This window comes from Actibacterium naphthalenivorans, assembly GCF_014196965.1.
GTDB lineage: Bacteria > Pseudomonadota > Alphaproteobacteria > Rhodobacterales > Rhodobacteraceae > Actibacterium_A > Actibacterium_A naphthalenivorans.
Map to the genome: position 1 here is coordinate 653,216 of NZ_JACIEQ010000001.1, position 22,001 is coordinate 675,216.

17 protein-coding genes and 1 tRNA gene are annotated in these 22,001 nt (G+C 64.5%); 8 read left to right on the plus strand and 10 right to left on the minus strand.

From position 1 onward, the window contains the following. Positions 1-1,008, minus strand: a complete 1,008-nt coding sequence (locus GGR17_RS03115; protein ID WP_037204078.1) for an ABC transporter substrate-binding protein — start codon at positions 1,006-1,008, stop codon at positions 1-3. Between the two features lie 239 nt (positions 1,009-1,247). On the opposite strand from GGR17_RS03115, the gene GGR17_RS03120 reads away from it, so the two are divergent. Further along, on the plus strand, positions 1,248-1,637 hold the full coding sequence (locus tag GGR17_RS03120) for a RidA family protein (RefSeq protein ID WP_054538126.1): 390 nt from the start codon (positions 1,248-1,250) through the stop codon (positions 1,635-1,637). A 3-nt stretch (positions 1,638-1,640) separates the two neighbouring features. On the opposite strand, the gene GGR17_RS03125 is transcribed toward GGR17_RS03120, so the two are convergent. The 3 genes from GGR17_RS03125 to GGR17_RS03135 are packed head-to-tail and all read right to left on the minus strand — an operon-like array spanning position 1,641 to position 8,268. Beyond that, the gene (locus GGR17_RS03125) at positions 1,641-2,519 is read right to left on the minus strand and encodes a transglutaminase family protein (RefSeq protein ID WP_054538125.1); all 879 of its coding nucleotides are present in this window, start codon (positions 2,517-2,519) and stop codon (positions 1,641-1,643) included. Between the two features lie 7 nt (positions 2,520-2,526). Continuing rightward, positions 2,527-4,917, minus strand: a complete 2,391-nt coding sequence (locus GGR17_RS03130; RefSeq protein ID WP_235974398.1) for a circularly permuted type 2 ATP-grasp protein — start codon at positions 4,915-4,917, stop codon at positions 2,527-2,529. 3 nt (positions 4,918-4,920) lie between these two features. After that, the gene (locus GGR17_RS03135) at positions 4,921-8,268 is read right to left on the minus strand and encodes a transglutaminase family protein (protein WP_054540315.1); all 3,348 of its coding nucleotides are present in this window, start codon (positions 8,266-8,268) and stop codon (positions 4,921-4,923) included. 169 nt (positions 8,269-8,437) lie between these two features. Here GGR17_RS03135 and GGR17_RS03140 point away from each other — a divergent pair, with 169 nt between their 5' ends. Both GGR17_RS03140 and GGR17_RS03145 read left to right on the plus strand, forming a co-directional pair. After that, positions 8,438-9,217 (plus strand): HAD-IIB family hydrolase, encoded by a 780-nt coding sequence (locus GGR17_RS03140; RefSeq protein ID WP_054538124.1) that lies wholly within the window; start codon positions 8,438-8,440, stop codon positions 9,215-9,217. Positions 9,218-9,232: 15 nt separating this feature from the next. Continuing rightward, on the plus strand, positions 9,233-10,453 hold the full coding sequence (locus GGR17_RS03145; RefSeq protein ID WP_054538123.1) for a glycosyltransferase family protein: 1,221 nt from the start codon (positions 9,233-9,235) through the stop codon (positions 10,451-10,453). A 170-nt stretch (positions 10,454-10,623) separates the two neighbouring features. Here GGR17_RS03145 and GGR17_RS03150 read toward each other — a convergent pair. Further along, positions 10,624-10,709: transfer RNA gene (locus GGR17_RS03150), tRNA-Leu, on the minus strand. 282 nt (positions 10,710-10,991) lie between these two features. Between GGR17_RS03150 and GGR17_RS03155 the strand changes: the two genes are divergently transcribed. Both GGR17_RS03155 and GGR17_RS03160 read left to right on the plus strand, forming a co-directional pair. Beyond that, the gene (locus GGR17_RS03155) at positions 10,992-11,732 is read left to right on the plus strand and encodes a rhomboid family intramembrane serine protease (RefSeq protein WP_037204089.1); all 741 of its coding nucleotides are present in this window, start codon (positions 10,992-10,994) and stop codon (positions 11,730-11,732) included. Further along, complete coding sequence (locus tag GGR17_RS03160) at positions 11,729-12,100, plus strand: GFA family protein (protein WP_054538122.1); 372 nt, start codon at positions 11,729-11,731, stop codon at positions 12,098-12,100. The genes GGR17_RS03155 and GGR17_RS03160 overlap by 4 nt, the downstream gene beginning before the upstream one ends. A gap of 2 nt (positions 12,101-12,102) precedes the next feature. On the opposite strand, the gene GGR17_RS03165 is transcribed toward GGR17_RS03160, so the two are convergent. Both GGR17_RS03165 and GGR17_RS03170 read right to left on the minus strand, forming a co-directional pair. After that, on the minus strand, positions 12,103-12,891 hold the full coding sequence (locus GGR17_RS03165) for an inositol monophosphatase family protein (RefSeq protein ID WP_054538121.1): 789 nt from the start codon (positions 12,889-12,891) through the stop codon (positions 12,103-12,105). Between the two features lie 125 nt (positions 12,892-13,016). Further along, positions 13,017-13,922, minus strand: a complete 906-nt coding sequence (locus tag GGR17_RS03170; protein ID WP_054538120.1) for a LysR family transcriptional regulator — start codon at positions 13,920-13,922, stop codon at positions 13,017-13,019. A 101-nt stretch (positions 13,923-14,023) separates the two neighbouring features. On the opposite strand from GGR17_RS03170, the gene metF reads away from it, so the two are divergent. Further along, positions 14,024-14,890: a methylenetetrahydrofolate reductase [NAD(P)H] gene (gene metF, locus GGR17_RS03175; RefSeq protein WP_054538119.1), complete on the plus strand. Its 867-nt coding sequence runs from the start codon at positions 14,024-14,026 to the stop codon at positions 14,888-14,890. Positions 14,891-14,900: 10 nt separating this feature from the next. Here the strand turns inward: metF and GGR17_RS03180 are convergent, their stop codons facing one another. Beyond that, a complete protein-coding gene (locus tag GGR17_RS03180) occupies positions 14,901-15,953 on the minus strand; it encodes a DUF2235 domain-containing protein (RefSeq protein ID WP_369817367.1) in 1,053 nt (350 codons plus the stop codon). 208 nt (positions 15,954-16,161) lie between these two features. Further along, positions 16,162-17,304: a type III PLP-dependent enzyme gene (locus GGR17_RS03185; RefSeq protein WP_054538117.1), complete on the minus strand. Its 1,143-nt coding sequence runs from the start codon at positions 17,302-17,304 to the stop codon at positions 16,162-16,164. A 116-nt stretch (positions 17,305-17,420) separates the two neighbouring features. On the opposite strand from GGR17_RS03185, the gene GGR17_RS03190 reads away from it, so the two are divergent. Further along, positions 17,421-17,864: an Lrp/AsnC family transcriptional regulator gene (locus tag GGR17_RS03190; protein ID WP_054538116.1), complete on the plus strand. Its 444-nt coding sequence runs from the start codon at positions 17,421-17,423 to the stop codon at positions 17,862-17,864. A 60-nt stretch (positions 17,865-17,924) separates the two neighbouring features. Here GGR17_RS03190 and GGR17_RS03195 read toward each other — a convergent pair whose 3' ends face one another. Further along, on the minus strand, positions 17,925-18,527 hold the full coding sequence (locus GGR17_RS03195) for a VPLPA-CTERM sorting domain-containing protein (RefSeq protein ID WP_054538115.1): 603 nt from the start codon (positions 18,525-18,527) through the stop codon (positions 17,925-17,927). A gap of 247 nt (positions 18,528-18,774) precedes the next feature. On the opposite strand from GGR17_RS03195, the gene GGR17_RS03200 reads away from it, so the two are divergent. Continuing rightward, the gene (locus GGR17_RS03200; protein ID WP_054538114.1) at positions 18,775-21,861 is read left to right on the plus strand and encodes a valine--tRNA ligase; all 3,087 of its coding nucleotides are present in this window, start codon (positions 18,775-18,777) and stop codon (positions 21,859-21,861) included. Positions 21,862-22,001 lie beyond the last annotated feature (140 nt).

The following is a 22,001-nucleotide window of genomic DNA, read 5'->3' on the forward strand; positions in this document are numbered from 1 at the left end:
TTATTCGCCCATCAGCTTCTTTTTCACCGGCAGCGCCACGCCGGTGTTGGAAAACTCGAGGCTATAGACCTTCGACAGATCCAGCCCCGGCGCCACGACACCGGCCGCGACCATCTTGTCGTAGAAGCCCTCGATGGTTTCGGCCGTCATCGCCCCGATGCCCATCTCCAGCGAGGTGCCGCTGTCGACGATGCCGTATTCCTTCATCGCCTCGATCGAAAACGCGATCTGCTCGTCGCTCATTTCGGGGTTCTGCGACTGGATCAGCGCATTGCCCGCCGACGGATCGCCATAGAGGTAGTTGGCCCAGCCGATCGACGAGCCTTCGACAAAGCACTTCACCACTTCGGGCTTTTCGTCGATGGTGCTCTGCATGGTCTCGACCAGCGTGGCATAGGTGTCGAACCCGGCATCGGCGATCACGAAGACATCGGGCTTGAACCCGCCCTCGCGCTCGACGGCGAAGGGCTCCGACGTCACGTAGCCCTGCTGGCCCGAGTTTTCATCGGCGATGAACGGCGCGGGGTTGAACGTGTAGGGCACGCGCGTTTCGGGCGCGAACCCGTATTCGTTGATCATCCACTGGTAATAAGACTGATAGCCGGCATCCCCGATGAACAGCTTGTCGAGCGTCTTGAGATCCTCGAAGCTGCTGACCTTGCCCGGATGGGTCAGGATCACCTGCGGCTCTTTCTGGAAATGCGCGGCCACCACCTTCAGCGGAATCCCCTGCTCGATCGCGTTGAACGGCAGCAGAAGGTTGCCGGCCATGTTGAAGTCGAGCTTGCCCGCCATCAGCAGCGCGCGGTTGTTCACCTGCGGGCCGCCGGGCACGATGGTCACGTCCAGGCCGCAGGCCTCATAGGTCCCGTCGGCGACGGCCTGATAATAGCCGCCATGCTCGGCTTCCGGCACCCAGTTGGTGCCGAAAGATACTTTTTCCAGCGCCACGGCGGATGTCGCCGCAAGCGCCATGGCAGCGGTTGCGGCCGCGCGTTTCAGGATCATGGGAGCCTCCGTAAATATATGTGCGAGCCGACGCTAGAAGCAGTCGGTGCGCAGGTTCCAGACCGCAGAGCACGAACCCTGTGTGTTTCGGAAAATTGCACATTAATGCGGCATGTTTCCAGAAGATTCGCATATATTTCCGTCATTCCCGCTTTTGCGCCCCAAGGTCATTTGCGCGGAAATTTCCGAAGCGCCACGCTCATTTCCGAAACACTCGCCGCTCGCTGAAGGAGGCCGCCATGCGCCCGCTGACCCCCACATCCATCCGCGCCCCGTTCGCCCGTTACGCCCATGGCATAGAGGTTCCGGCCGGGGCGCGGCTGGTGGTCACCTCCGGCCAGCTTGGCGTGCGCGCGGATGATACCGTGGCAAAGACGGCGGCCGAACAGGCCACGCAGTGTTTCGCGAATATCACCGCCATTCTGGCCGAGGCCGGCATGGCGCCCGCCGATACCATCCGCATCAACGCCTTCGTCACCGACCGGGCGCATATGTCGGGCTACATGCAGGCGCGTGATGCCTGGCTGGCGGATGTCGCGCAGCCGCCAGCCTCGACCCTTGTGATCGTCTCGGGCTTCACCCGGCCCGAATTTCTGGTGGAGGTCGAAGTGACCGCCGCTGCGCCGTGATCCTTAATCCAGCACGTCCACGTCGACCGACTGCCGCGTGGTATGCGCCCCCGACGACCGCGAAACCCCCTTCACCGGGGCCACGTCGGAATAGTCGCGCCCGCGGGCGATCACCACGTGATCCATCGAAACGTGAACGGCGTTCGTGGGATCGTATTCGACCCAGCCCATTTCATGGCCGCACCAGGCCCGCACCCAGGCATGCATCGCATCCGCGCCTTCCAGCCGGGGCTGCCCTTCGGGCGGGACCGTCCGCAGAAAGCCGCTGACATATCCGGCGGGCATGCCCAGGCTGCGCAGGCAGGTGATCATGATATGGGTGAAATCCTGACAGACGCCGTGGCGGTTGGCGAAAGCCTCGGAGGCGGGCGTATCGACGGTGGTCGCCTCCGCGTCGAATGTCATGTCACGGTGCAGCGCCTGCCCGAGCGCCTCGACCGCGTCAAAGGCGGTGGCCGCGTTGGCGGTGGCCTCGATGCCATAGGCCTCCATCTCCGGATCAAAGGCGATGCGCGGCGACGTCCCCAGGAAATGATGCGGCGCCCATGGATCCAACTCGCGGTAATCGGCGACTTCGCGTTCAAGCAGATCCAGCCGCGGCGACATATCGAGCCACCCGCCCCGCAGCATCCGCTCGACCCGCGCCTGCACCGAAAACAGGGTGGTCTTGTGCGGGGTGTCGAACACCACCTCGTTGGTCACGTTCTGAAAGAAATCGCTCCCGCCCAGCCATTCACGCGGCTGCGGTTCGATCGTCAGACTGCCCGCGATCAGCCGCTGTTCAAGGGGCAGATCGGCAGGCATCAGGCGCAGCAGGTTGCGCCCCGACGCGGCGGGCCGATCGTAGCTGTATTCGATTTCCATGCGGATATCGTAGATCATGGCCAGCCTATCGCAGATATGCGTGGGTCAGGTTTTCCGACACGCTCAGGATCTCCGTCGACAGCCGCGCCAGAAAATCGCCATCGACATCTTCGGGGTTTTGCAGCGAAAGATCGGTATGGGCCCGCAGCACCGAGCGCTGAAGCCCCGAGAGCCGCCGGTGCGGCGCGTTGCCCGGCAGAAACTGCAGATGCTGCCGGATCTCCTCAAGCTGAAACAGAACCGACCGGGGGTTGAGCCCGTCAAGCGCCAGCAGGTCCAGAACCGTGCCCCTGTCGGTGGATACCGAATAGCGGCGCCGGTGCGACATGGCGCTGTCGCCGATCTCGATCACCAGATCGAGCGCGCCCTCGGCGGCGTCGGGATCGGAAAAGGCCAGCAGGCTGCCCGTCATGTTCGCGGCACGCTCCAGCGCCCGCCCGATCGACAGGAAGCGCCAGCCGTTGAAGCGGTACATGTTATCCTGCACAAGCCCCGAAAAGCCCGATACCTGCCGCAAAAGCCGGCCCATTGCCCGTGCCGCATCATCGCCGGGCGCCACCTTGCCGATCAGCCCCCGCGTGGTTTCCATCAGTTCGCTGAGCGCGGCCGAACCATCGACGGAAAACCTGTCGCGCACATGCCCCGCGCTTGAATTGGCGGCCGAAAGCGCGCCCATCAGGGCATCGGGGATGGGCTCGTCCGGGTCGACCCCGAGCCCGGCCAGATAGGTCGCGATCGCCGCCGGCAGCGGCGCCTCGGGGTTGGCGGTTTCGGCCAGGCGGGCGTGATAGGCGCGCAGGATGCGCAGCATATGCTCCGTGCGCTCCACATAGCGGCCCAGCCAGAACAGGTTGTCCGCGGCACGGCTGGGCAGCGCGCCGGGCTGGTTGCGGTCCACGGTTTCGGCGGCGCGCGGCAGCATGGTCTCGCTCTGTGCCCGGCGCGCGCCGATCACCCAGACGTCGGACACCAGCCCGCCCTTCTGCATCGCCAGCCCGGTCGACGCATCCGACAGGCCGATCCGCGCGAAGCCGCCCGGCATCACCTGCCAGCCGCTGGCGGTGCGCGCCAGAAACACCCGAAGGCTCATCGGCCGGGGCTGCAGGCGGCCGTCCACAAAGGCGGGGGTCGTCGAAAGCTGCACCTGTTCCTGCCCCACCAGGCGCGGGCCGTCATGGGCGATCCGCGCGGCAAGCGCCTCGGCGCCCAGATCCTGCGGCAGCATGTCCTCCAGCTCGAAGGCCAGGCCGGTGGAATAGGCCCCGCTGATCGTCATCCCCCGCGCATTGGCCTGCACATAGGCCCGCTCCTTGGCGCCGCCGCACCACCAGGTGGCGATATTCGGCATGCGCAGCGGTTCATCCAGCAGCACCCTCGACAGTTTCGGCAGGAACGCCAGAAAGGCGCGCGCCTCCAGAACCCCGGCCCCCAGCGCGTTGACCATGGTGACAGACCCGTTGCGCAGCGCCCCGACAAGGCCCGGCGTGCCCAGCCGCGACCCTTCGTTCAGCTCCAGCGGATCGGCCCATGAGGCATCCAGCCGCCGCCACAGAACCGAAATCGGCTTCAGCCCGTCGACCGTGCGCACCATGAGCCGCCCGCTGTCCACGACCAGATCCTCGCCCTCCAGCAGCATGAAGCCCAGATAGCGCGCGATATAGGCATGTTCGAAATAGGTATCGTTCATCGGCCCCGGCGTCAGGATGCCGACACGGCTGCTTTCGCTGGCGCGCAGCCCCATGAGCGCATCGCGAAAGGCGCGGAAGAAGCCGGCCAGCCGGGTGACATTGGCATTGTCATAAAGGCCCGAATAGACACGCGCGGTGGCGATGCGGTTTTCCAGCGCGAAACCGGCGCCAGAGGGCGCCTGCGTCCGGTCACTCAGCACCCACCACTGTCCTTCGGGGCCGCGGCCGATGTCGAAGGCCACGAAATGCAGGAAATGCCCCGAACGCGGCCGCACCCCGACCAGCGGGCGCAGCCAGTCGGCGTTCTGCGCCACCAGCGGCGGCGGCAGGTGGCCCTCGGCGACCAGCCGGTTGTCGCCGTAAAGATCGGCCAGAACCGCCTCCAGCAGATCGGCGCGCTGGGTCAGGCCGGCGGCGATCTCATGCCACTCGGCCTCGGCGATCAGCACCGGCATATGGCTCAGCGGCCAGTCGCGGTCGCTTGCCTCGGCCGGGGCATAGCGGCGGTAGAACACTCCGGCGTCGCGCAGATACTGGTCGCCCCGGCTCATCCGGGTGGCCATGTCCTCGGGGTTGATCCGCGCCAGCCGCTGCATGAAGGCCGACCAGACCGGGCGCACCTGCCCGTCGGGCCCGAGCAGTTCGTCGGGCACCCCGTCGGGGCGGCGGTAGGCGCTCAGAAACGCCGCCAGCGCGTCGGTCGACATGTCCTCCCCCTGCGCTTTCATGGCCTAGATCCCGGGCATCCGGCGCAGATCCAGCGTCATCGGAAATTCCCGGTGCGGGGTCTCGTCTGGCGGCAGGTAGGCGTCGGGGGTATGGCCGCGCGGCTCGAACCGCGCCAGGCGGCGGGCCTCGGCCTCATTGCCGTTGACCGGGAAGGTATCATAGCTGCGCCCGCCCGGATGGGCCACGTGATAGACGCATCCGCCCAGCGCGCGACCGGTCCAGGTGTCGAAGATATCGAAGGTCAGCGGTGCGTTCACCGGCAGCACCGGGTGCAGCGCCTGCGCCGGCTGCCACGCCTTGAAGCGCACCGCGCCGACCGACACGCCGCCGGTTTCGGTTTTCTGCAACGGCACCCGGCGCTGGTTGCAGGTGACGACATAGCGTTCCGGGTCGGTGGTGGTCAGTTGCACCTGCAGCCGTTCCACCGAACTGTCGGTATAACGCACCGTGCCGCCGATCGCGCCGGTTTCGCCCAGCACATGCCACGGTTCCAGCGCCTGCCGGATTTCCAGATGCACGCCTTCATATTCCACTTCGCCGCAGAACGGAAAGCGGAACTCTGCCTGCGCCTTGAACCAGTCGGGCGACAGATCGAACCCATGCTCCCGAAGGTCGCGCAACACGTCGAGGAAATCCTCCCACACGAAATGCGGCAGCATGAACCGGTCGTGCAGCCGCGTGCCCCAGCGGATCGGGTGCCCGCCCAGCGGGCTTTGCCACATCCGCGCGATCAGGGCGCGGATCAACACCTGCTGGGCCAGGCTCATGCGCGGGTCGGGGGGCATCTCGAAGCCCCGGAACTCGATCAGGCCAAGCCGGCCGGTGGGGCCGTCAGGGGAATAGAGCTTGTCGATGCAGATCTCGGCGCGGTGGGTGTTGCCTGTCACGTCGATCAGGATGTTGCGCAGCAGCCTGTCCAGCAGCCAGGGCATCGGCGGCGTGCCCTGCCCCGGACGCGGGATCTGCGCCAGCGCGATTTCCAGCTCATAGAGGCTGTCATGCCGGGCCTCGTCGATGCGCGGCGCCTGGCTGGTCGGGCCGATGAACAGGCCCGAGAACAGGTAAGACAGGCTGGGGTGCCGCTGCCAGTGCAGGATCAGGCTTTTCAGCAGATCGGGCCGGCGCAGGAACGGGCTGTCCAGCGTCGTCGCGCCGCCCACCACCACATGGTTGCCGCCGCCGGTGCCGGTATGGCGCCCGTCGATCATGAATTTCTCCGCCCCGAGCCGCGTCTGGCGCGCCTCTTCATAGACGGTTTCGGTGGTGGCCTTGCATTCGTCCCAGTTGGCGGCGGGGTGGATGTTCACCTCGATCACGCCGGGGTCGGGGGCCACGCGGATCACGTTGAGGCGCGGATCATGCGGCGGCGAATAGCCTTCGATATGCACCGGCAGGCCCTGCCGCGCCGCCGCCGCCTCTGCCGCGGCCACAAGCTCCAGGTAATCCTCGACCCGTTCCACCGGCGGCATGAACACGCACAGCCGCCCGTCGCGCGGTTCGACCGAAATCGCGGTGCGCACGGCGCCGCCGATCGTGCCCAGTTCCTGCTCGACCACATCCTGCTGCCCCGTGCCCTCGGCGTCTTCGATCTTGGTCACCCGCTGGGTGTGATCCGCCGAAATTTCCGGCCCGCCCGCCTCCTGCGGCTTGAAACCGGGCAGCGGCCCGCGCGGTTCGGTCGGGTCGGCGATGTTGGTATAGGGGTATTGAGAGGCCGGCACATGCGGCAGGGTGCCCAGCGGCAGGCGATAGCCCACGGGGCTGTCACCCGGCACCAGATAGATATGCCCGCGCCGCACCTTCCATTTTTCCGAGCGCCAGCGCCGCCCGCCCGCCCTGGCCTGCCAGCGCTGCACCGGCAACACGAAACCCGAAGGCTCGGTCAGCCCGCGCCCGAACACCCGCGCGATGCGGTGCCGTTCCTCGGGGTCTTTCAGCTTGGAATTTTCCGGCGTCACATTCTCTGGCAGATTGGCTTCCTTGATGATCCATTCCGCCGGGTCCTCGAAGGCGGGAGCGACGAAATCAGGCTCCAGCCCCAGCGCGCCGGCGATGTCTTTCATCAGGGTTTCGGCACTGTCGGCATTCGCCCCCGTCTGCGCCCCTTCGCGGGCGATCAGATCGGGATTCTGCCAGATCGGCGCGCCGTCCTTGCGCCAGTAGAGCGAGAAGGTCCAGCGCGGCAGGCTTTCGCCCGGATACCACTTGCCCTGCCCGTAATGCAGAAACCCGCCCGGCGCGAAGCGATCGCGCAGGCGGCGGATCAGCAGATCGGCACGCTCGCGCTTGGTGGGGCCGACGGCGGCGGTGTTCCATTCGTCACTTTCGAAATCGTCGATCGAAACGAAGGTGGGCTCGCCGCCCATGGTCAGGCGCACGTCGCCCTCGGCCAGTATCTTGTCCACCTTCGCGCCCAGCGCATCCAGCGCGTTCCAGGCATCGTCGGAGAACGGCTTGGTGATACGCGGATGTTCGGCCACCCGCGTCACGCTCATGTCGAAATCGAACGTCACCTCGGCCGGGCTGGCCATGCCGGTGATCGGCGCGGCGTTGCGGTAATGCGGCGTCGCGGCCAGCGGAATATGGCTTTCGCCAGTCAGCAGGCCCGAGGTCGGATCCAGCCCGATCCAGCCGGCGCCGGGGATGTACACCTCGCACCAGGCGTGCAGGTCGGTGAAATCGTGATCCGTGCCCGACGGGCCGTCCAGCGCCTCCAGATCGGGTTTCAGCTGGATCAGATAGCCCGAAACGAACCGCGCCGCAAAGCCCAGATGGCGCAGCACCTGCACCAGAAGCCAGCTTGAATCGCGGCATGATCCCTTGCCGACATGCAGCGTTTCTTCGGGCGTCTGCACCCCCGGCTCCATCCGGATGACATAGCCGACCTGGTTGGCGACATGGGCATTCAGCCCGACAAGGAAATCCACCGTCCGCTCTTCCGAGCGGTCGATGCCGTTCAGAAACTCCTGCAGCGCCTGCCCCGCGGGCTCTGCGGTGCGATAGATCGACAGATCCGGCAGAATGTCGTTGGAATAGTCGAAGGGCCAGTGTTCGGCGCTGTCTTCCACGAAGAAATCAAACGGATTGTAGACCGACATGTCGGCCACCAGATCAACCTCGATCTTCAGCTCGCGTACCGGCTCGGGGAACACATAGCGCGCCAGCCAGTTACCATATGGATCCTGCTGATAATTCACGAAGTGATCCGCCGGGCTGACCTTCAGTGAATGCGAGATCACCCGCGTGCGGCTGTGCGATGCGGGCCGCAGCCGGATGACCTGCGGCCCCAGCGTCACCGGACGATCGTATATATAGTGGGTCAGATGGTGAATGGCGGCTTTGATGGACATTTTTGTTTTGGCCTCGTTGAATGTGTTCAACCTTCCACAAATCCAAAGCTTAGACTATCCGGTTTTTTTCGCATCCGCAGAATGGCCGCGCGGCGCGGCGATTTCGGCGGGTGCACTCGGGGTGAAACCGTGGCAGGCTGGGTCGGTCACAAACGGAGAATCGCACCGCATGCCCGGCATTGCCCTGATCGTCTTCACCGATCTTGATGGTACGTTGCTGGATCATGACAGCTATTCACATGCCGCCGCCGCGCCCGCCCTGCGCCAATTGCGCGACAAGGGCGTGCCGGTGGTGCTGGCCAGTTCCAAGACCGCGGCAGAGATCGCGCCATTGCGGGCAGAGCTCGGGTTTTCCCACGTTCCGGCGATTGTCGAAAACGGGGCCGGCGTTCTGGCCCCCGGCGCCGGGGCGGACGGTGGTGATGCCGATTATGCCCGGCTGCGGCGCATTCTGGCCACGTTGCCGGCAGAGCTGCGCGCGGGCTTTCAAGGCTTTGGTGATTGGGGCCCCGAGGGTATCGCGCGGGAAACCGGGCTTTCGCCCCAGTCCGCCGCGCTCGCCGCGCGGCGCAGTTTTTCCGAACCCGGCCTGTGGTCGGGGGCGGCAGATGCAAGGCAGGCCTTCCTTGACGCGCTGGCGGCACATGGCGTGCGGGCGCGCGAGGGCGGGCGGTTTCTGACGCTGTCCTTCGGCGGCACCAAGGCCGCGCAGATGGGCGCGATTGCCGCGCGATACGGCAACCCTTTCATCGTGGCGCTTGGCGACGCCCCCAATGACACCGAGATGCTGGAGCGCGCCGATCTCGGGATCGTCGTCGCCAATCCGCACCGCGCACCACTTCCGGATATGGCCGGCGAAGACGCCGGCCATATCCGACGCACAACAGAACCCGGACCTTCGGGATGGAACCGTGCCATGTTAGACGTTATCGTCGAGCGTGGCATTTGAGGAGGAGACGCGACCGTGGCTGATTTTCACCAGAACGGAAATGTGGCGACGCTGCACAACCTCCGCACGACAACGCCCGAGGCGCTCGCCCATGAGCTTGCGACTTTCGCCCAGACCCGCAAGATCAGCCTGATCCTGCCCTCGCTGTTCTCGGAGCTGGAGGGCGACGCCCTGCCCCACATTCTCGACGAGCTGTCGGAGGTCTCCTATCTGCACCGCATCGTGATCGGGCTCGACCGGGCGAACGAGGCGCAATACCGCCACGCCCGGCAGTTCTTTTCGCGGCTGCCGCAGGAACATGTGGTAATCTGGAACGACAGCCCGCGCATGAAGGCGATCCACGGGCGGCTGGGCGATCTGGGCCTGTTTCCGGGCGAGCCGGGCAAGGGCCGCAACGTCTGGTTCTGCCTTGGCTATACACTGGCCTGCAAGGACAGCGCCGTGGTGGCCCTGCACGATTGCGATATCGTGACCTATTCACACGAGATGCTGGCGCGGCTGGTCTATCCGGTGGCCAACCCGAACTTTCCCTATCAACTGGCCAAGGGCTATTACCCCCGCGTGGGCGACGGCAAGCTGAACGGGCGGGTCAGCCGGCTGCTTGTCAGCCCGCTGCTGATCGCGATGAAGAAGGTGATCGGCGACCGTGACTACCTCGATTTCCTGCGCAGCTTCCGCTATCCGCTGTCGGGTGAATTCGCGATGCGCGTGGCCCCGCTTCCCGATCTGCGCATCCCGTCCGACTGGGGGCTGGAAATCGGTGTTCTGTCCGAGGCCTGGCGCAACCTGGCGCCGAAATCGGTCTGTCAGGTCGAGATTGCCGACAACTACGACCACAAGCACCAAGAGGTGTCGGAAGACGACGCCAGCACCGGCCTGTCGCGCATGTCGATCGATATCTGCAAGTCGATTTTCCGCAAACTGGCCACCGATGGCACCGTCTTTTCCGAAGAGATCTTCCGCTCGCTGAAGGCGACTTATTACCGTTCGGCGCTGGACCTGCTGGATTGCTATCACAGCGACGCCCGGATGAACGGCCTGCATATCGACCGCCACAAGGAAGAAAAGCTGATCGAGCTGTTCGCGCGCAACATCGTCGAGGCCGGGCACATCTTTCTCGACAACCCGTCGGAAAGCCCGTTCATCCCGACATGGAGCCGGGTGAACGCCGCGGATTCAGCGCTGATGACCGACATGCTGCGCGCCGTGGCGGATGATTACGACGAATATTGCTAAGGCCACGGCGGCGTACGATTTCAGGGCCGTTTCAGACCAATCGGCACATTTTCGGCAAACAGCGCTTTACCGTGAAACGCCAAAGGCACGAAGGCGCCATGCTTTGTTCACACGGCCCCGGCACGTCGCCCCGACGGGATACATCCCTCAACCGTCCGATTTCGGATATGTGGTGCGGGCGGTGGGACTCGAACCCACACGGGGCGAACCCCTTCAGATTTTAAGTCTGATATGTCTACCATTCCATCACGCCCGCATCTTGGCGCCGTCACTCTTACCGTCACTAGAGCCCAACGCGGCAGCCTCTGTGCAACAGCTTGGCCCCCACAGGTTTCGCCGCACGGCCCCGAGGGTTACCAATGCCAACTCGCGGGCCTCTGGTTCGGGGACAATAGGCATTGAGAGGCCGGAGTAAAGCGGGCTGGGATGTTTTCCAGCGCCCGGGCCGGCATGCGGGCCGTGCCCGCCGCCCCGCTCAAAACAGCCGCATCCGCCCGCAATGGCTTGACCTGTCGGAAAGGCAGGGTAGCGTGGCGCCATGTTCCCGATCCGCGATCACAACCCGTCAAGCCGCACACCCTTCGTCACCTATGCGCTGATCGCGGTGAACGTGGTTGTCTTTGTCAGTTATTGGCCCCTGTTTGCCGACCAGATGGAGCTGCAGCGGTTTTTCTATACCTGGGCGCTGATCCCGGCGGCCTTGACCGAGCACGGCGTATGGCATGGGCTTTTCACGTCGATGTTTCTGCACGGCGGGCTGATGCATCTGATCGGCAACATGGTGTTCCTGTGGATCTTCGGCGACAACCTGGAAGACGAGCTGGGGCATGGCGGCTTTCTGGGGTTCTACCTCGTCGGCGGGCTGGCGGCCTCGCTGTTTCAGATTCTGGCCGCCCCGCATTCGCCGGTTCCCGTGGTCGGCGCCTCGGGGGCGATCGCGGCGGTGATGGGGGGATATCTTCTGATGTTCCCGCGCGCGCGCGTCGATGTGCTGTTCATCTTCATCATCTTCTTCCGGATCTTCCCGCTGCCCGCCTGGGTCTTGCTGGGGGTGTGGTTCGGGCTGCAGATCTTCAGCGGCGCCTCGACACCGGCGGATGGCGGCGGCGTGGCATACTGGGCCCATGCGGGCGGCTTCGCCGCCGGGCTGGTCATGATGCTGCCCTCCTGGCTCAGGCGCGGCGGGCCGGGGTACTGGAGCCGCACCCACGGCCTTCCGCCCCACCCCGAGAAACTTTACCGCCGCACCACCATCCCCGTTGTCAGGAGGCGCAGATGACCCGAAAGCTAACATGCCATTGCGGCGCGATCGAACTGAAGGTGGAACTGTCGGATGGCCTCAACACCGCGCGGCGCTGCGATTGTTCCTATTGCCGCCGGCGCGGCGCGATCATGGCGTCGGTGCCGCTGGGCGGGCTGACCATCGTGAAAGGTGCCGATCACATCGCGCTTTATACCTGGGGCACGGGTGTGGCGAAGCACTACTTCTGCCCGACCTGCGGGATTTACACCCACCATCAGCGCCGCTCGAACCCCAATGAATACGGGGTGAACGTGGGCGCGCTCGAAGGCGTCAACCCGAGCAAACTGGGCGAGATTCCCTGGTCGGACGGGGTGAACCACGAGTCCGACCAGCCGAACCCCTGAGATCAGCCGCCGCGGACGACTTTCGCGAAACTGTCGAAGATGGGTTCGTTGGCGGCAATAACCTCGCCATCCTCCATGATGTCGCCATCCACACGGATCGGGGCGATCAGGCCGCCCGCCTCGCGCACCAGCAACAGCCCGGCGGCCATGTCCCAGGAATTCAAACGGCGTTCCCAGAACCCGTCATAACGCCCCGCCGCCACATAGGCGAGATCCAGCGCGGCGGCGCCCCAGCGGCGCACCCCGGCGCATTGCGGCAGCAGGCGCGCAAGATCCTGCAATGTGGCCGGCAGATCGGCGCGGCCCCCGAAAGGCAGACCGGTGGCGAAGATCGACTCGATCATGCGGTGGCGCCCCGATACCCGCAGGCGGGTGTCGTTCATCCATGCCCCGGCGCCCTTTTCCGCGACGAACATTTCTTCTTTCGCGGCGTCGAACACCACGGCGGAAACGATTTCGCCCTTGTGCTCCAGCGCGATGGAAACGGCCCAGTGCGGCAGGCCGTGCAGGAAGTTGGTGGTTCCGTCCAGCGGATCGACGATCCAGCGGCGGGTCGGGTCGGCGCCCTCGACGGGCGCGCTTTCCTCACCCACCCAGCCGTAGTTCGGGCGCGCCTCCATCAGATCGTCGCGTATGATCTTTTCGGCGGCGATATCGGCGCGCGATACGAAATCCCCGGCACCCTTCATCGAGACCTGAAGGTTCTCGACCTCGCGGAAATCCTTCACCAGGCTGCGGCCCGCTTTGCGCGCGGCCTTGATCATGATGTTGAGGTTTGCGCTGCCTTGCATGACGGGACTCCTTTGTCAGGCCGCGCGTATACGCTGATGCGCTGCGATTGCCAAGGGTCATGCCCGCCGCCGCCGGCCCCGATCATGATGCGCAAAATCACCCCGGATTCTCATGGAAACCCCGGCTACGCCCGCTGCAGCTTCACCGGCTCGGTGCGGGCCAGCCGGATGAAATGCGCCATGAAGGGCTTGGTCGTATCCTCATCCCGCGTGGCCGCATACATCCGCCGCGTGACCCCCTCTTTTGTCAGCGGCCGGGTCACGAATTCGGCGTTGGAGCGGGCATCCCGCACCACCCAGTCGGGCAGCACGGCAACGCCCCGGTTCGACGCCACGAGCATCAGGATAACCGCGGTCAGCTCCACCTGACGGATCGAACGGGGCTCGATCCGGGCGGGCGTCAGCATCTCGGTGAACACATCCAGACGGGCGCGATCCATCGGATAGGTGATCAAAAGCTCGTCGCGCAGGTCTTCGGCCTCGATATAATCCTTCGCGGCCAGCGGATGCCCGGCTGCGGCCACGAAAACCGGGGCATAGTCGAACAGCGGCGTGAAGGTGATACCGTCGATCTGCTCGGGGTCGGAGGAGATGACAAGATCGATCTCCTCGCGCGCCAGGGCGGGCAAGGCGCCGAAGGAAAGGCCGGCGCGGATGTCCACATCCACCTCGGGCCAGGATTTGCGAAACTCCTCCAGCACCGGCAGCAGCCAGTCGAAACAGGCGTGGCACTCCATGGCGATGTGCAACCGGCCCGACTTGCCAGAATGCAGCGCGCGAAACTCCTCTTCGGTCGCGGCCACCTCGGGCAGCACCCGTTCGGCCAGCCGCAACAGCTTGAGCCCCGCCACCGACAGTTTCAGCGGCTTGGAGCGGCGTACGAACAGCTCCATCCCCACCTGATCCTCGAGCCCCTTCACCTGATGGGACAGCGCCGATTGGGTCATGTGCAACTGATCGGCCGCGCGGGCCAGCCCGCCGGCTTCATGAATCGCCCGGATTGTGCGAAGATGCCTCAGTTCCAGGTGCATATTGTCGCCATTTTCATATTGTTCTTGAGAATTATGAATTTGTTTCACAAGTAAGGCTGTGTCACAAGACTGCCAACCCTGAATTCAAACTGGATATTCCCATGCCCGCCCCGCGCATCTCTTTCGAGTTCTTCCCGCCGCAATCGCTTGAGGCGAGCTTTCGGCTGTGGGACACGGTACAGACGCTGGCGCCGATGAAGCCGGAGTTCGTGTCGGTGACCTATGGCGCGGGCGGCACCACCCGCAAGCTGACCCATGATGCGGTGACGACGATCCACAAGAATTACGGGCTGAACGTGGCCGCGCATCTGACCTGCGTCGATGCCTCCCGCGATGAAACGATGGAAATCGTCAACGCCTATGCCGCGGCCGGCGTGACCGAGATCGTCGCGCTGCGCGGCGATCCGCCCAAGGGGCAGAGCGGTTTCACCCCCCACCCCGATGGGTTTGCGGATTCGGCCGAACTGGTGGCCGCGCTGGCCGAGACGGGCAAGTTCAACATCCGTGTCGGCGCCTATCCCGATCCGCACCCGGAGGCGAAAACGGGCGGCGATGATGTGCGCTGGCTGAAAAAGAAGATCGATGCCGGCGCCTCTTCGGCGATCACCCAGTTCTTTTTCGAGGCCGAAACCTTCTTCCGCTTCCGCGACGCCTGCGAAAAACAGGGGATCGACGCCCCGATCATTCCCGGCATCCTGCCGATCGACAACTGGTCGGGCGTGCGCAAATTCGCGGCCCGCTGCGGCGCGCATATCCCCGCCTGGCTGGATGACGCGTTCGAGGCCGCCGCGCGCGATGGCCGCGAAGAGCTGCTTTCAACCGCCATCGCGACCGAGCTGTGCTCTGAGCTGATCGACGGCGGCGTGGAAGACCTGCATTTCTACACCCTCAACAAGCCGCATCTGACGCGCGACATCTGCCACACCCTGGGGGTTCAGCCCGGCATGATCCTCGAAAACGTCGCCTGACCGGCCCGTTTCAGACGCCGTGCAGCATCTCGGGATCGTAGAACGGCAAGTCCCGCGTGCGGTTTTTCGGCTGTGCCGTCGGGTGCAGTGATTCCGACGCATCACGCCCCACGATGCGCGGCTTGCGGATCACAAACACCTTACCCCAGCCGCGATAACTGCCGACCGATGGCCCCTCGGGATCGCAGGGGAAACGCGCGATCCAGCCCTCGGGCAAGGGCACGCCGCAAAACTCCAGCTTGTCCAGCATCCACACGAGCGAAATATTGGCCAGCGCGCGCGCCGGTTCATAGCTTCCGATATGCCCGCCGACATCGCCATGGCACCCCCGGAACCAGACCTGTTCCACCCGCCCGTTCCAGTTCGGCGGACAGGACCACAGCACCGGCGCGAACGCCTCGCGGGTTTCATCGAGCGCCAGCGCGTGAAACCCGTGCCGCACCACATCGCTTAGCGCATGGTTGTGAAAGGCGTGCTGCGCCTCGCTTCTTTGCCACAGGAACGGCAGGCGCAAGCCAAGCGCCTTGACCGTATCCCACACCCCGACCATCTCGATCTCAGTGCGGGGATGGCAATAGGTCTGCGAAAAGATGCGCGCCGTGTCGGAACCGGGGGCGTTCTGATAGTGGCGATAGGCCTGCCGCACGTTGCGCACCGTCGCGTGATGGGTTCGCAGCAGACCGACCTTGTCGATCACCCCGGCCAGCGATCGCGCGGCATAGGCCCCGCGCGAATAGCCCATCAGGATGATCCGGTCTCCCGGATGATAGCGCGAGGCAAGATAGCCATAGGCGCGGCGGATCTGCCGGTTGATCCCGCGGCCGGTGGCCACCTGATGGGTGCTGCGCCAGTTGGGCCACTGAATGCCCGCCTCGTAATACAGCGAGACCAGCGCCGAGGCCGGAAGCTCGCGCAGCAGCTTGTAGGTGGTTCCCGCATGGGTCTGGTTTTCGCCCGAAAGCGCGGACATCGTGCCATCCAGGATCACCACATGCGTCACCGGCGGGCGGGCGGATGTGCGGCGGCGTGCCTCGGTTTCCCGAAAGCCGCGCAGCCACTGCAATATGTTTCTCGCCAGACGCAATGCTCGCCCCGATCAGAACTGTCCCGGCCCGGTTGCGCGTGAAAGCAGCGCCCGCCATGCGCAGACCGCTTAGGGAACATAGCCCGCCGCGCCGCGGCGGCAATTGCCCGGCGCGTTCCGGGCCATCATCATCCTGCCGCGCGGCGCTGTCCAGCATATAGGAACGGCATCTCCCTGCCCCTTCGGGCTATGGCAGCAGCCCGAGGACCACCGCCTTTTCCAACGCGCCATAGCCGTTGAACCGGGTCGCCGTGGCGGTCGAATAGGCGCCCATGCCGAAGAACAGGATATAGTCGCCCTCGGCCATATCACCCGGCAGGCGCAGCACACCCGGCAGACGATCAAGGCTGTCGCAGGTGGGGCCGAACAAGACCCTCTCCACCGGCGCGCCACACCGGGGCGCGCCCGCCGGGTCGAGCACCGCGATACGGTCGATGCGCCCCATCAGCGGCGCCTCGGCCAGCCCGCCATAAATGCCATCGTTGAGGAACACATCGCCGCCATCGCGCAGCGCCTTGACCCGTGTGGCCAGGGCGACGCCTTCGGCGGCAAGCGCCCGGCCCGGTTCGCAAAGCAGCGCCGGCCCCTCCGGCCCGAACGCCGCGCGCGCCGCCTGCCCGATGGCGGCAAAAATGGGCCCCAACGCCGGCGCCCGCCCGCCTTCGCGATGCGAAGGGAAACCGCCGCCGACATTCAGCCGCGCCAGCGGCACGCCGGCCTTGTCCGAGATGCGCGCCGCCTCGGCGATATAAGTGGCCCAGGCCCGGGGATCATTGCATTGGGTGCCCGGATGAAACGTGATCGAGGGCCGAAAGCCGGCGGCCCCGACGCGGCGCAACAGCGCGGCCGCCTTTTCGGGCGGGGCGCCGAACTTGTCCCCGAAATCATAGACCGCACCCTTGACCGGAAGCTTGAAACGCACCGCAATCTCGGCCGTTCGCGGCAGGGCGGCCATCAACTTGTCCAGCTCGCTGAACGAATCGACGGCATAAGACACCACCCCCAGCTCGACGGCGCGGGCAATCTCTTCGGTCGAGCGCACAGGGTTGTTGTAATGCAGGGCCGCCTGCGGAACCGCCGCCCGGACCAGCGCCATTTCATCCGGCGAGGCGACATCAAAGGCCGAAACGCCCGCCGCCGCCAGATTCGACACCATGACAGCCTCGGGGTTGGCCTTTACCGCATAACTCACCTGCCCCGGAAACCCGTCTACAAAGCGGCGCGCGGCGCTTTGAATGCGCCGAGGCGCCGCATAGATAACCGGGTGATCCGGCCGCGTCAGGCGAAGATGCTCTGCGGGCGTCGTCCAGATATTTTGTTTCAAACCCATGTGATGCTCCCGTTTCCCGGTTTCAGGGTCTCGCAAGCGAAGGGCAGAATCACCATACAATCTGGGCGAAATGAATGCTATATTCGGCGATATGACGAAACCAATGGCATTTTGACATGGACGAGCTGGATCGGCGAATTCTTTCCCACCTCGCGAGGGACGCTCGCATGTCGGTCGCGGTTCTGGCGCGCGCCCTGAATGTCGCGCGATCGACGGTTCAGGCACGGCTGGAGCGGCTGGAAAGCTCGGGCATCATCGCCGGCTATACGCTGCGCCTTGGCTCGGCTGCCGCCAAAGGCCGGATCCGCGCAACGGTGCTGCTGTCGGTCGATCCGCGGGCGCAGGCCGGCGTCATCACCCGGCTACGAGCCATCGCCGAGCTCGACTCGGCACATACCACCAGCGGCCGGTTCGACCTTCTGCTTCAGGTCACGGCGGAAACGACGGCAGCGCTGGACGACATTCTGGATCAGATCGGCGCGATCCCCGGCATCCGCTCGTCGGAAAGCCTGATCCATCTGTCACAAAAGGTACAGCGGGCCGGGCAGCAGGACGCATGAAAAAGGCCGGGGTTTCACCCGGCCTTTCGTAAACATCGATCGGAAGATATCGAACCGATATCAGGCCGACTTGCGACGGCGGCGCACAGCAGCAAGGCTGCCCAGAGCACCAACCAGCAGCAGACCACCTGCCGGCACCGGAACCGCGGCGGCCGTGATTACGCGCATGTAATCGCCCGGGCTGATGGCCCACCAGCTTACGCTGACAGTTTTGTCGCTGATCGAATACTTGTCCCAGTTAGGTTCAAGGCCCCGCTCCCATGCCGCAGTATAGGACACAGCCGGCGCACCAAGAAAGTCCGAGGCCAACAGGGTATCAGTGGTCGAAATCACACCCAGGATCTTGCCCGAGAAGCTGACGCTTCCACCCTGACGAGACCAAAACAGCGGATCGAAGCCGACGTAGTGGCTGGACACTTTCGTACCGGCGCCAATCACGCCGCCATCAATAACCAGATCGACGCCCAGAGTGTAATCCTGCAGCTCGTTCAACGCATACAAGTCCGGCGTATCGAAGTTATCCTGACCGATGGTCATCGGCACGGTCGAATCCAGTTCGACGAACGAACCCGGACCGAATGTTACAGTACCTCCCACAACAGACGCATCAGCCGCGGATGCGACCATGCCTGCTGCGAAGAGGGCAGAAAGAAATTTCTTCATCGTTACCACTCCCAACCAAATTTCAACTTCTGGCCCTTGATACCAAGCCCGCCTGACTCGGGGAAGTGGAATTCGGAATGTGGCCGCAAAATGTCCAAAGAAAGGCGGCGCGCTTTTCCCGAACCGGAACAATCCCGAAAAACGCCCAGGAATGTCGCTAAATTCCGAACCTGACGGATCGCATGGCTTGGCCTTGACGGCTCGAATCGTTAGACGGTGACGCCAGGACTTATGAGTGGGACATCCGATGCCAATGGAAAAGACATTCGACGCCGCCGATGCCGAAGCGCGGCTCTACGATGCCTGGGAGAAATCCGGGGCTTTCGTGGCCGGGGCCAACGCCTCGCGGGATGAAACCTTCTGCATCATGATCCCGCCGCCGAATGTGACCGGCTCCCTACATATGGGGCATGCCTTCAATAACACCCTACAAGATATTCTTGTGCGCTGGCACCGGATGCGCGGCTTCGACACGCTGTGGCAGCCGGGCCAGGACCATGCCGGCATCGCCACCCAGATGGTGGTCGAACGCGACCTGGCCAAGGATAAATCCAACGCCACGCGCCGCGAAATGGGGCGCGAGGCATTCCTGGAAAAGGTCTGGGAATGGAAGGAAAAATCCGGCGGCACCATCGTCAATCAGCTCAAGCGCCTCGGCGCGTCATGCGATTGGTCACGCAACCGCTTCACCATGGACGAAGGCTTCCACGACGCGGTGCTGAAGGTCTTCGTCGACATGTATCACAAGGGGCTTATCTATCGCGGCAAGCGGCTGGTGAACTGGGACCCGCATTTCGAAACCGCGATCTCGGATCTCGAGGTGGAGAACATCGAGGTCGACGGCCACATGTGGCATTTCAAATACCCGCTGGCGGGCGGCGAGACCTATGAATATGTCGAAAAAGACGCAGACGGAAACGTCACCCTGCGCGAAATCCGCGACTATATCTCCATCGCCACCACAAGGCCCGAAACCATGCTGGGCGACGGCGCCGTGGCCGTGCACCCCAGCGATGAGCGTTACGCGCCGATCGTCGGCAAACTGTGCGAAATCCCGGTGGGCCCCAAGGAGCACCGCCGCCTGATCCCGATCATCACCGACGACTACCCCGACAAGGATTTCGGCTCGGGCGCGGTCAAGATCACCGGCGCGCATGATTTCAACGACTATCAGGTGGCCAGGCGCGGCGGCATCCCGATGTACCGGCTGATGGATACCCGCGGCACCATGCGCGACGACGGCACCCCCTACGCCGAAGCCGCGATGCGGGCGCAGAAGATTGCCGCCGGGGCGGGCTTCAGCGAGATCGAGGTGGACAGCCTGAACCTCGTCCCTGACGACTATCGTGGCCTCGACCGGTTCGAGGCGCGCAAACGGGTCGTGGCCGACATCACCGCCGAAGGTCTGGCCGTGATGATCCCCAACCCCGATGCGGGCAAAGAGGACGAGCCCGACGTCATTCCCTACGTCGAAGCCAAGAAGATCATGCAGCCCTTCGGCGACCGCTCGAAGGTGGTCATCGAGCCGATGCTGACCGACCAGTGGTTCGTGGATACCGCGCAGATCGTGCAGCCCGCGATTGACGCGGTCCACACCGGCGAGACGAAGATCCTGCCCGAACAGCATGAAAAGGTCTATTTCCACTGGCTGGAGAACATCGAGCCCTGGTGCATCTCCCGCCAGTTGTGGTGGGGGCACCAGATTCCGGTCTGGTACGGGCTTGATCTGTCGGCCCCCGATTTCCGCGATGACGAGGGCGACGGCGCCCTCGACGAGGTGGAACTGGGCCGCCTGCTTCTGGACGGGATGGTCCATCTGGGCGATATCCATCACTGCGCCCATGACTTCGGCGCGGTCGAGGATTCCTTCCGCGATGAGATCGCCGACATTCCGACGCCGCTCAACCACGCCCGCATCGTCGAAGTGCCCGACAAGCAGGCCGCGATAGAGGCGCTGGCCACAAGCCTCGCCGAGTACAACATCGATCAGGACCCGACCAAACTGGTCTATCCGGTCTGGCGCGATCCCGATGTGCTCGACACCTGGTTCTCCTCGGGCCTGTGGCCCATCGGCACGCTCGGCTGGCCCGAAGACACACCCGAGCTGCACAAATACTTCCCCACCGATGTCCTGGTCACCGGCTTCGACATCATCTTCTTCTGGGTCGCCCGGATGATGATGATGCAGCTTGCCGTGGTCGGCCAGGTGCCGTTCCACACCGTCTATGTCCATGCCCTCGTCCGCGACGAGAAGGGCAAGAAGATGTCGAAATCGCTGGGCAACGTGCTCGACCCGCTCGATCTGATCGATGAATACGGCGCCGACGCGGTGCGCTTCACCCTCACGGCCATGGCCGCCATGGGGCGCGACCTGAAGCTTTCCACGCAGCGTATCGCCGGATACCGGAATTTCGGCACCAAGCTGTGGAACGCCGCCCGCTTCGCCGAAATGAACGATGTGTTCGAAGGCTACGCCCCCGACGGCACGATCCCCCAACCGGCCGAAACGGTGAACAAATGGATCATCGGCGAAACCGCCAAGGCCCGCGCCGCCACCGACGAGGCGCTGGAAGCCTACCGCTTCAACGATGCCGCCAACGGGCTCTACGCCTTCGTCTGGGGCAAGGTCTGCGATTGGTACGTGGAATTTTCCAAGCCGCTGCTGCTGGATGGTGACGACGCGACCAAGGCGGAAACCCGCGCCACCATGGCCTGGGTGCTCGACCAGTGCCTGATCCTGCTGCACCCGATCATGCCCTATATCACCGAAGAGCTCTGGGGCACGCTGGGCGCGCGGCAAAAGATGCTGGTCCACGCCGACTGGCCGACCTATGGCACCGAACTGGTCGATGATGCCGCGGATCGTGAGATGAACTGGGCCATCGGCCTGATCGAGGAAATCCGCTCGGCCCGTGCACAGATGCATGTGCCGGTGGGGCTGAAACTGCCGATGCTGCAACTGGAGCTGGACGCCCCCGGCCAGGCCGCCTGGAGCCGCAACGAAACGCTGATCAAACGGCTGGCCCGGATCGAAAGCCTGACCCCGGCCGATGCCCTGCCCAAGGGCTGCATCACCATCGCGGTCGAGGGCGGCACCTTCGCGCTGCCGCTGGCCGATGTCATCGACGTGGCCGAGGAACAGGCCCGCCTGGAAAAATCCCTGCAGAAACTCGCCAGGGAACTCGGCGGGCTGCAGGGGCGGCTGAAGAACCCGAAATTCATCGAAAGCGCCCCGCAAGAGGTGATCGAGGAAACCAAAGAGCTCGCGGCCGCCAAGGTCGAGGAAACCGACAGGCTGAACGCCGCGCTGAAACGGCTGGCCGAACTGGCCTGATCTTCTTTTTCGCGGAAATATCCCCGCCGGAGGCATGAAGCTCTTTCCGCCTCCGGCGCCGTCGCGACAGTTGACATTTTCGCGCCCAACTCGCATGTCACCCGCACCATAACCCGCAACCGGGCGTTCCGTGGGCGCCA

What these genes read in the sequence shown, in the direction of transcription:
- GGR17_RS03115 (WP_037204078.1), bottom strand. Translation starts at nt 1,008, where the DNA reads ATGATCCTGAAACGCGCGGCCGCAACCGCTGCCATGGCGCTTGCGGCG.
- GGR17_RS03120 (WP_054538126.1), top strand. Translation starts at nt 1,248, where the DNA reads ATGCGCCCGCTGACCCCCACATCCATCCGCGCCCCGTTCGCCCGTTAC.
- GGR17_RS03125 (WP_054538125.1), bottom strand. Translation starts at nt 2,519, where the DNA reads ATGATCTACGATATCCGCATGGAAATCGAATACAGCTACGATCGGCCC.
- GGR17_RS03130 (WP_235974398.1), bottom strand. Translation starts at nt 4,917, where the DNA reads ATGAAAGCGCAGGGGGAGGACATGTCGACCGACGCGCTGGCGGCGTTT.
- GGR17_RS03135 (WP_054540315.1), bottom strand. Translation starts at nt 8,268, where the DNA reads ATGTCCATCAAAGCCGCCATTCACCATCTGACCCACTATATATACGAT.
- GGR17_RS03140 (WP_054538124.1), top strand. Translation starts at nt 8,438, where the DNA reads ATGCCCGGCATTGCCCTGATCGTCTTCACCGATCTTGATGGTACGTTG.
- GGR17_RS03155 (WP_037204089.1), top strand. Translation starts at nt 10,992, where the DNA reads ATGTTCCCGATCCGCGATCACAACCCGTCAAGCCGCACACCCTTCGTC.
- GGR17_RS03160 (WP_054538122.1), top strand. Translation starts at nt 11,729, where the DNA reads ATGACCCGAAAGCTAACATGCCATTGCGGCGCGATCGAACTGAAGGTG.
- GGR17_RS03165 (WP_054538121.1), bottom strand. Translation starts at nt 12,891, where the DNA reads ATGCAAGGCAGCGCAAACCTCAACATCATGATCAAGGCCGCGCGCAAA.
- GGR17_RS03170 (WP_054538120.1), bottom strand. Translation starts at nt 13,922, where the DNA reads ATGCACCTGGAACTGAGGCATCTTCGCACAATCCGGGCGATTCATGAA.
- metF (WP_054538119.1), top strand. Translation starts at nt 14,024, where the DNA reads ATGCCCGCCCCGCGCATCTCTTTCGAGTTCTTCCCGCCGCAATCGCTT.
- GGR17_RS03185 (WP_054538117.1), bottom strand. Translation starts at nt 17,304, where the DNA reads ATGGGTTTGAAACAAAATATCTGGACGACGCCCGCAGAGCATCTTCGC.
- GGR17_RS03190 (WP_054538116.1), top strand. Translation starts at nt 17,421, where the DNA reads ATGGACGAGCTGGATCGGCGAATTCTTTCCCACCTCGCGAGGGACGCT.
- GGR17_RS03195 (WP_054538115.1), bottom strand. Translation starts at nt 18,527, where the DNA reads ATGAAGAAATTTCTTTCTGCCCTCTTCGCAGCAGGCATGGTCGCATCC.
- GGR17_RS03200 (WP_054538114.1), top strand. Translation starts at nt 18,775, where the DNA reads ATGCCAATGGAAAAGACATTCGACGCCGCCGATGCCGAAGCGCGGCTC.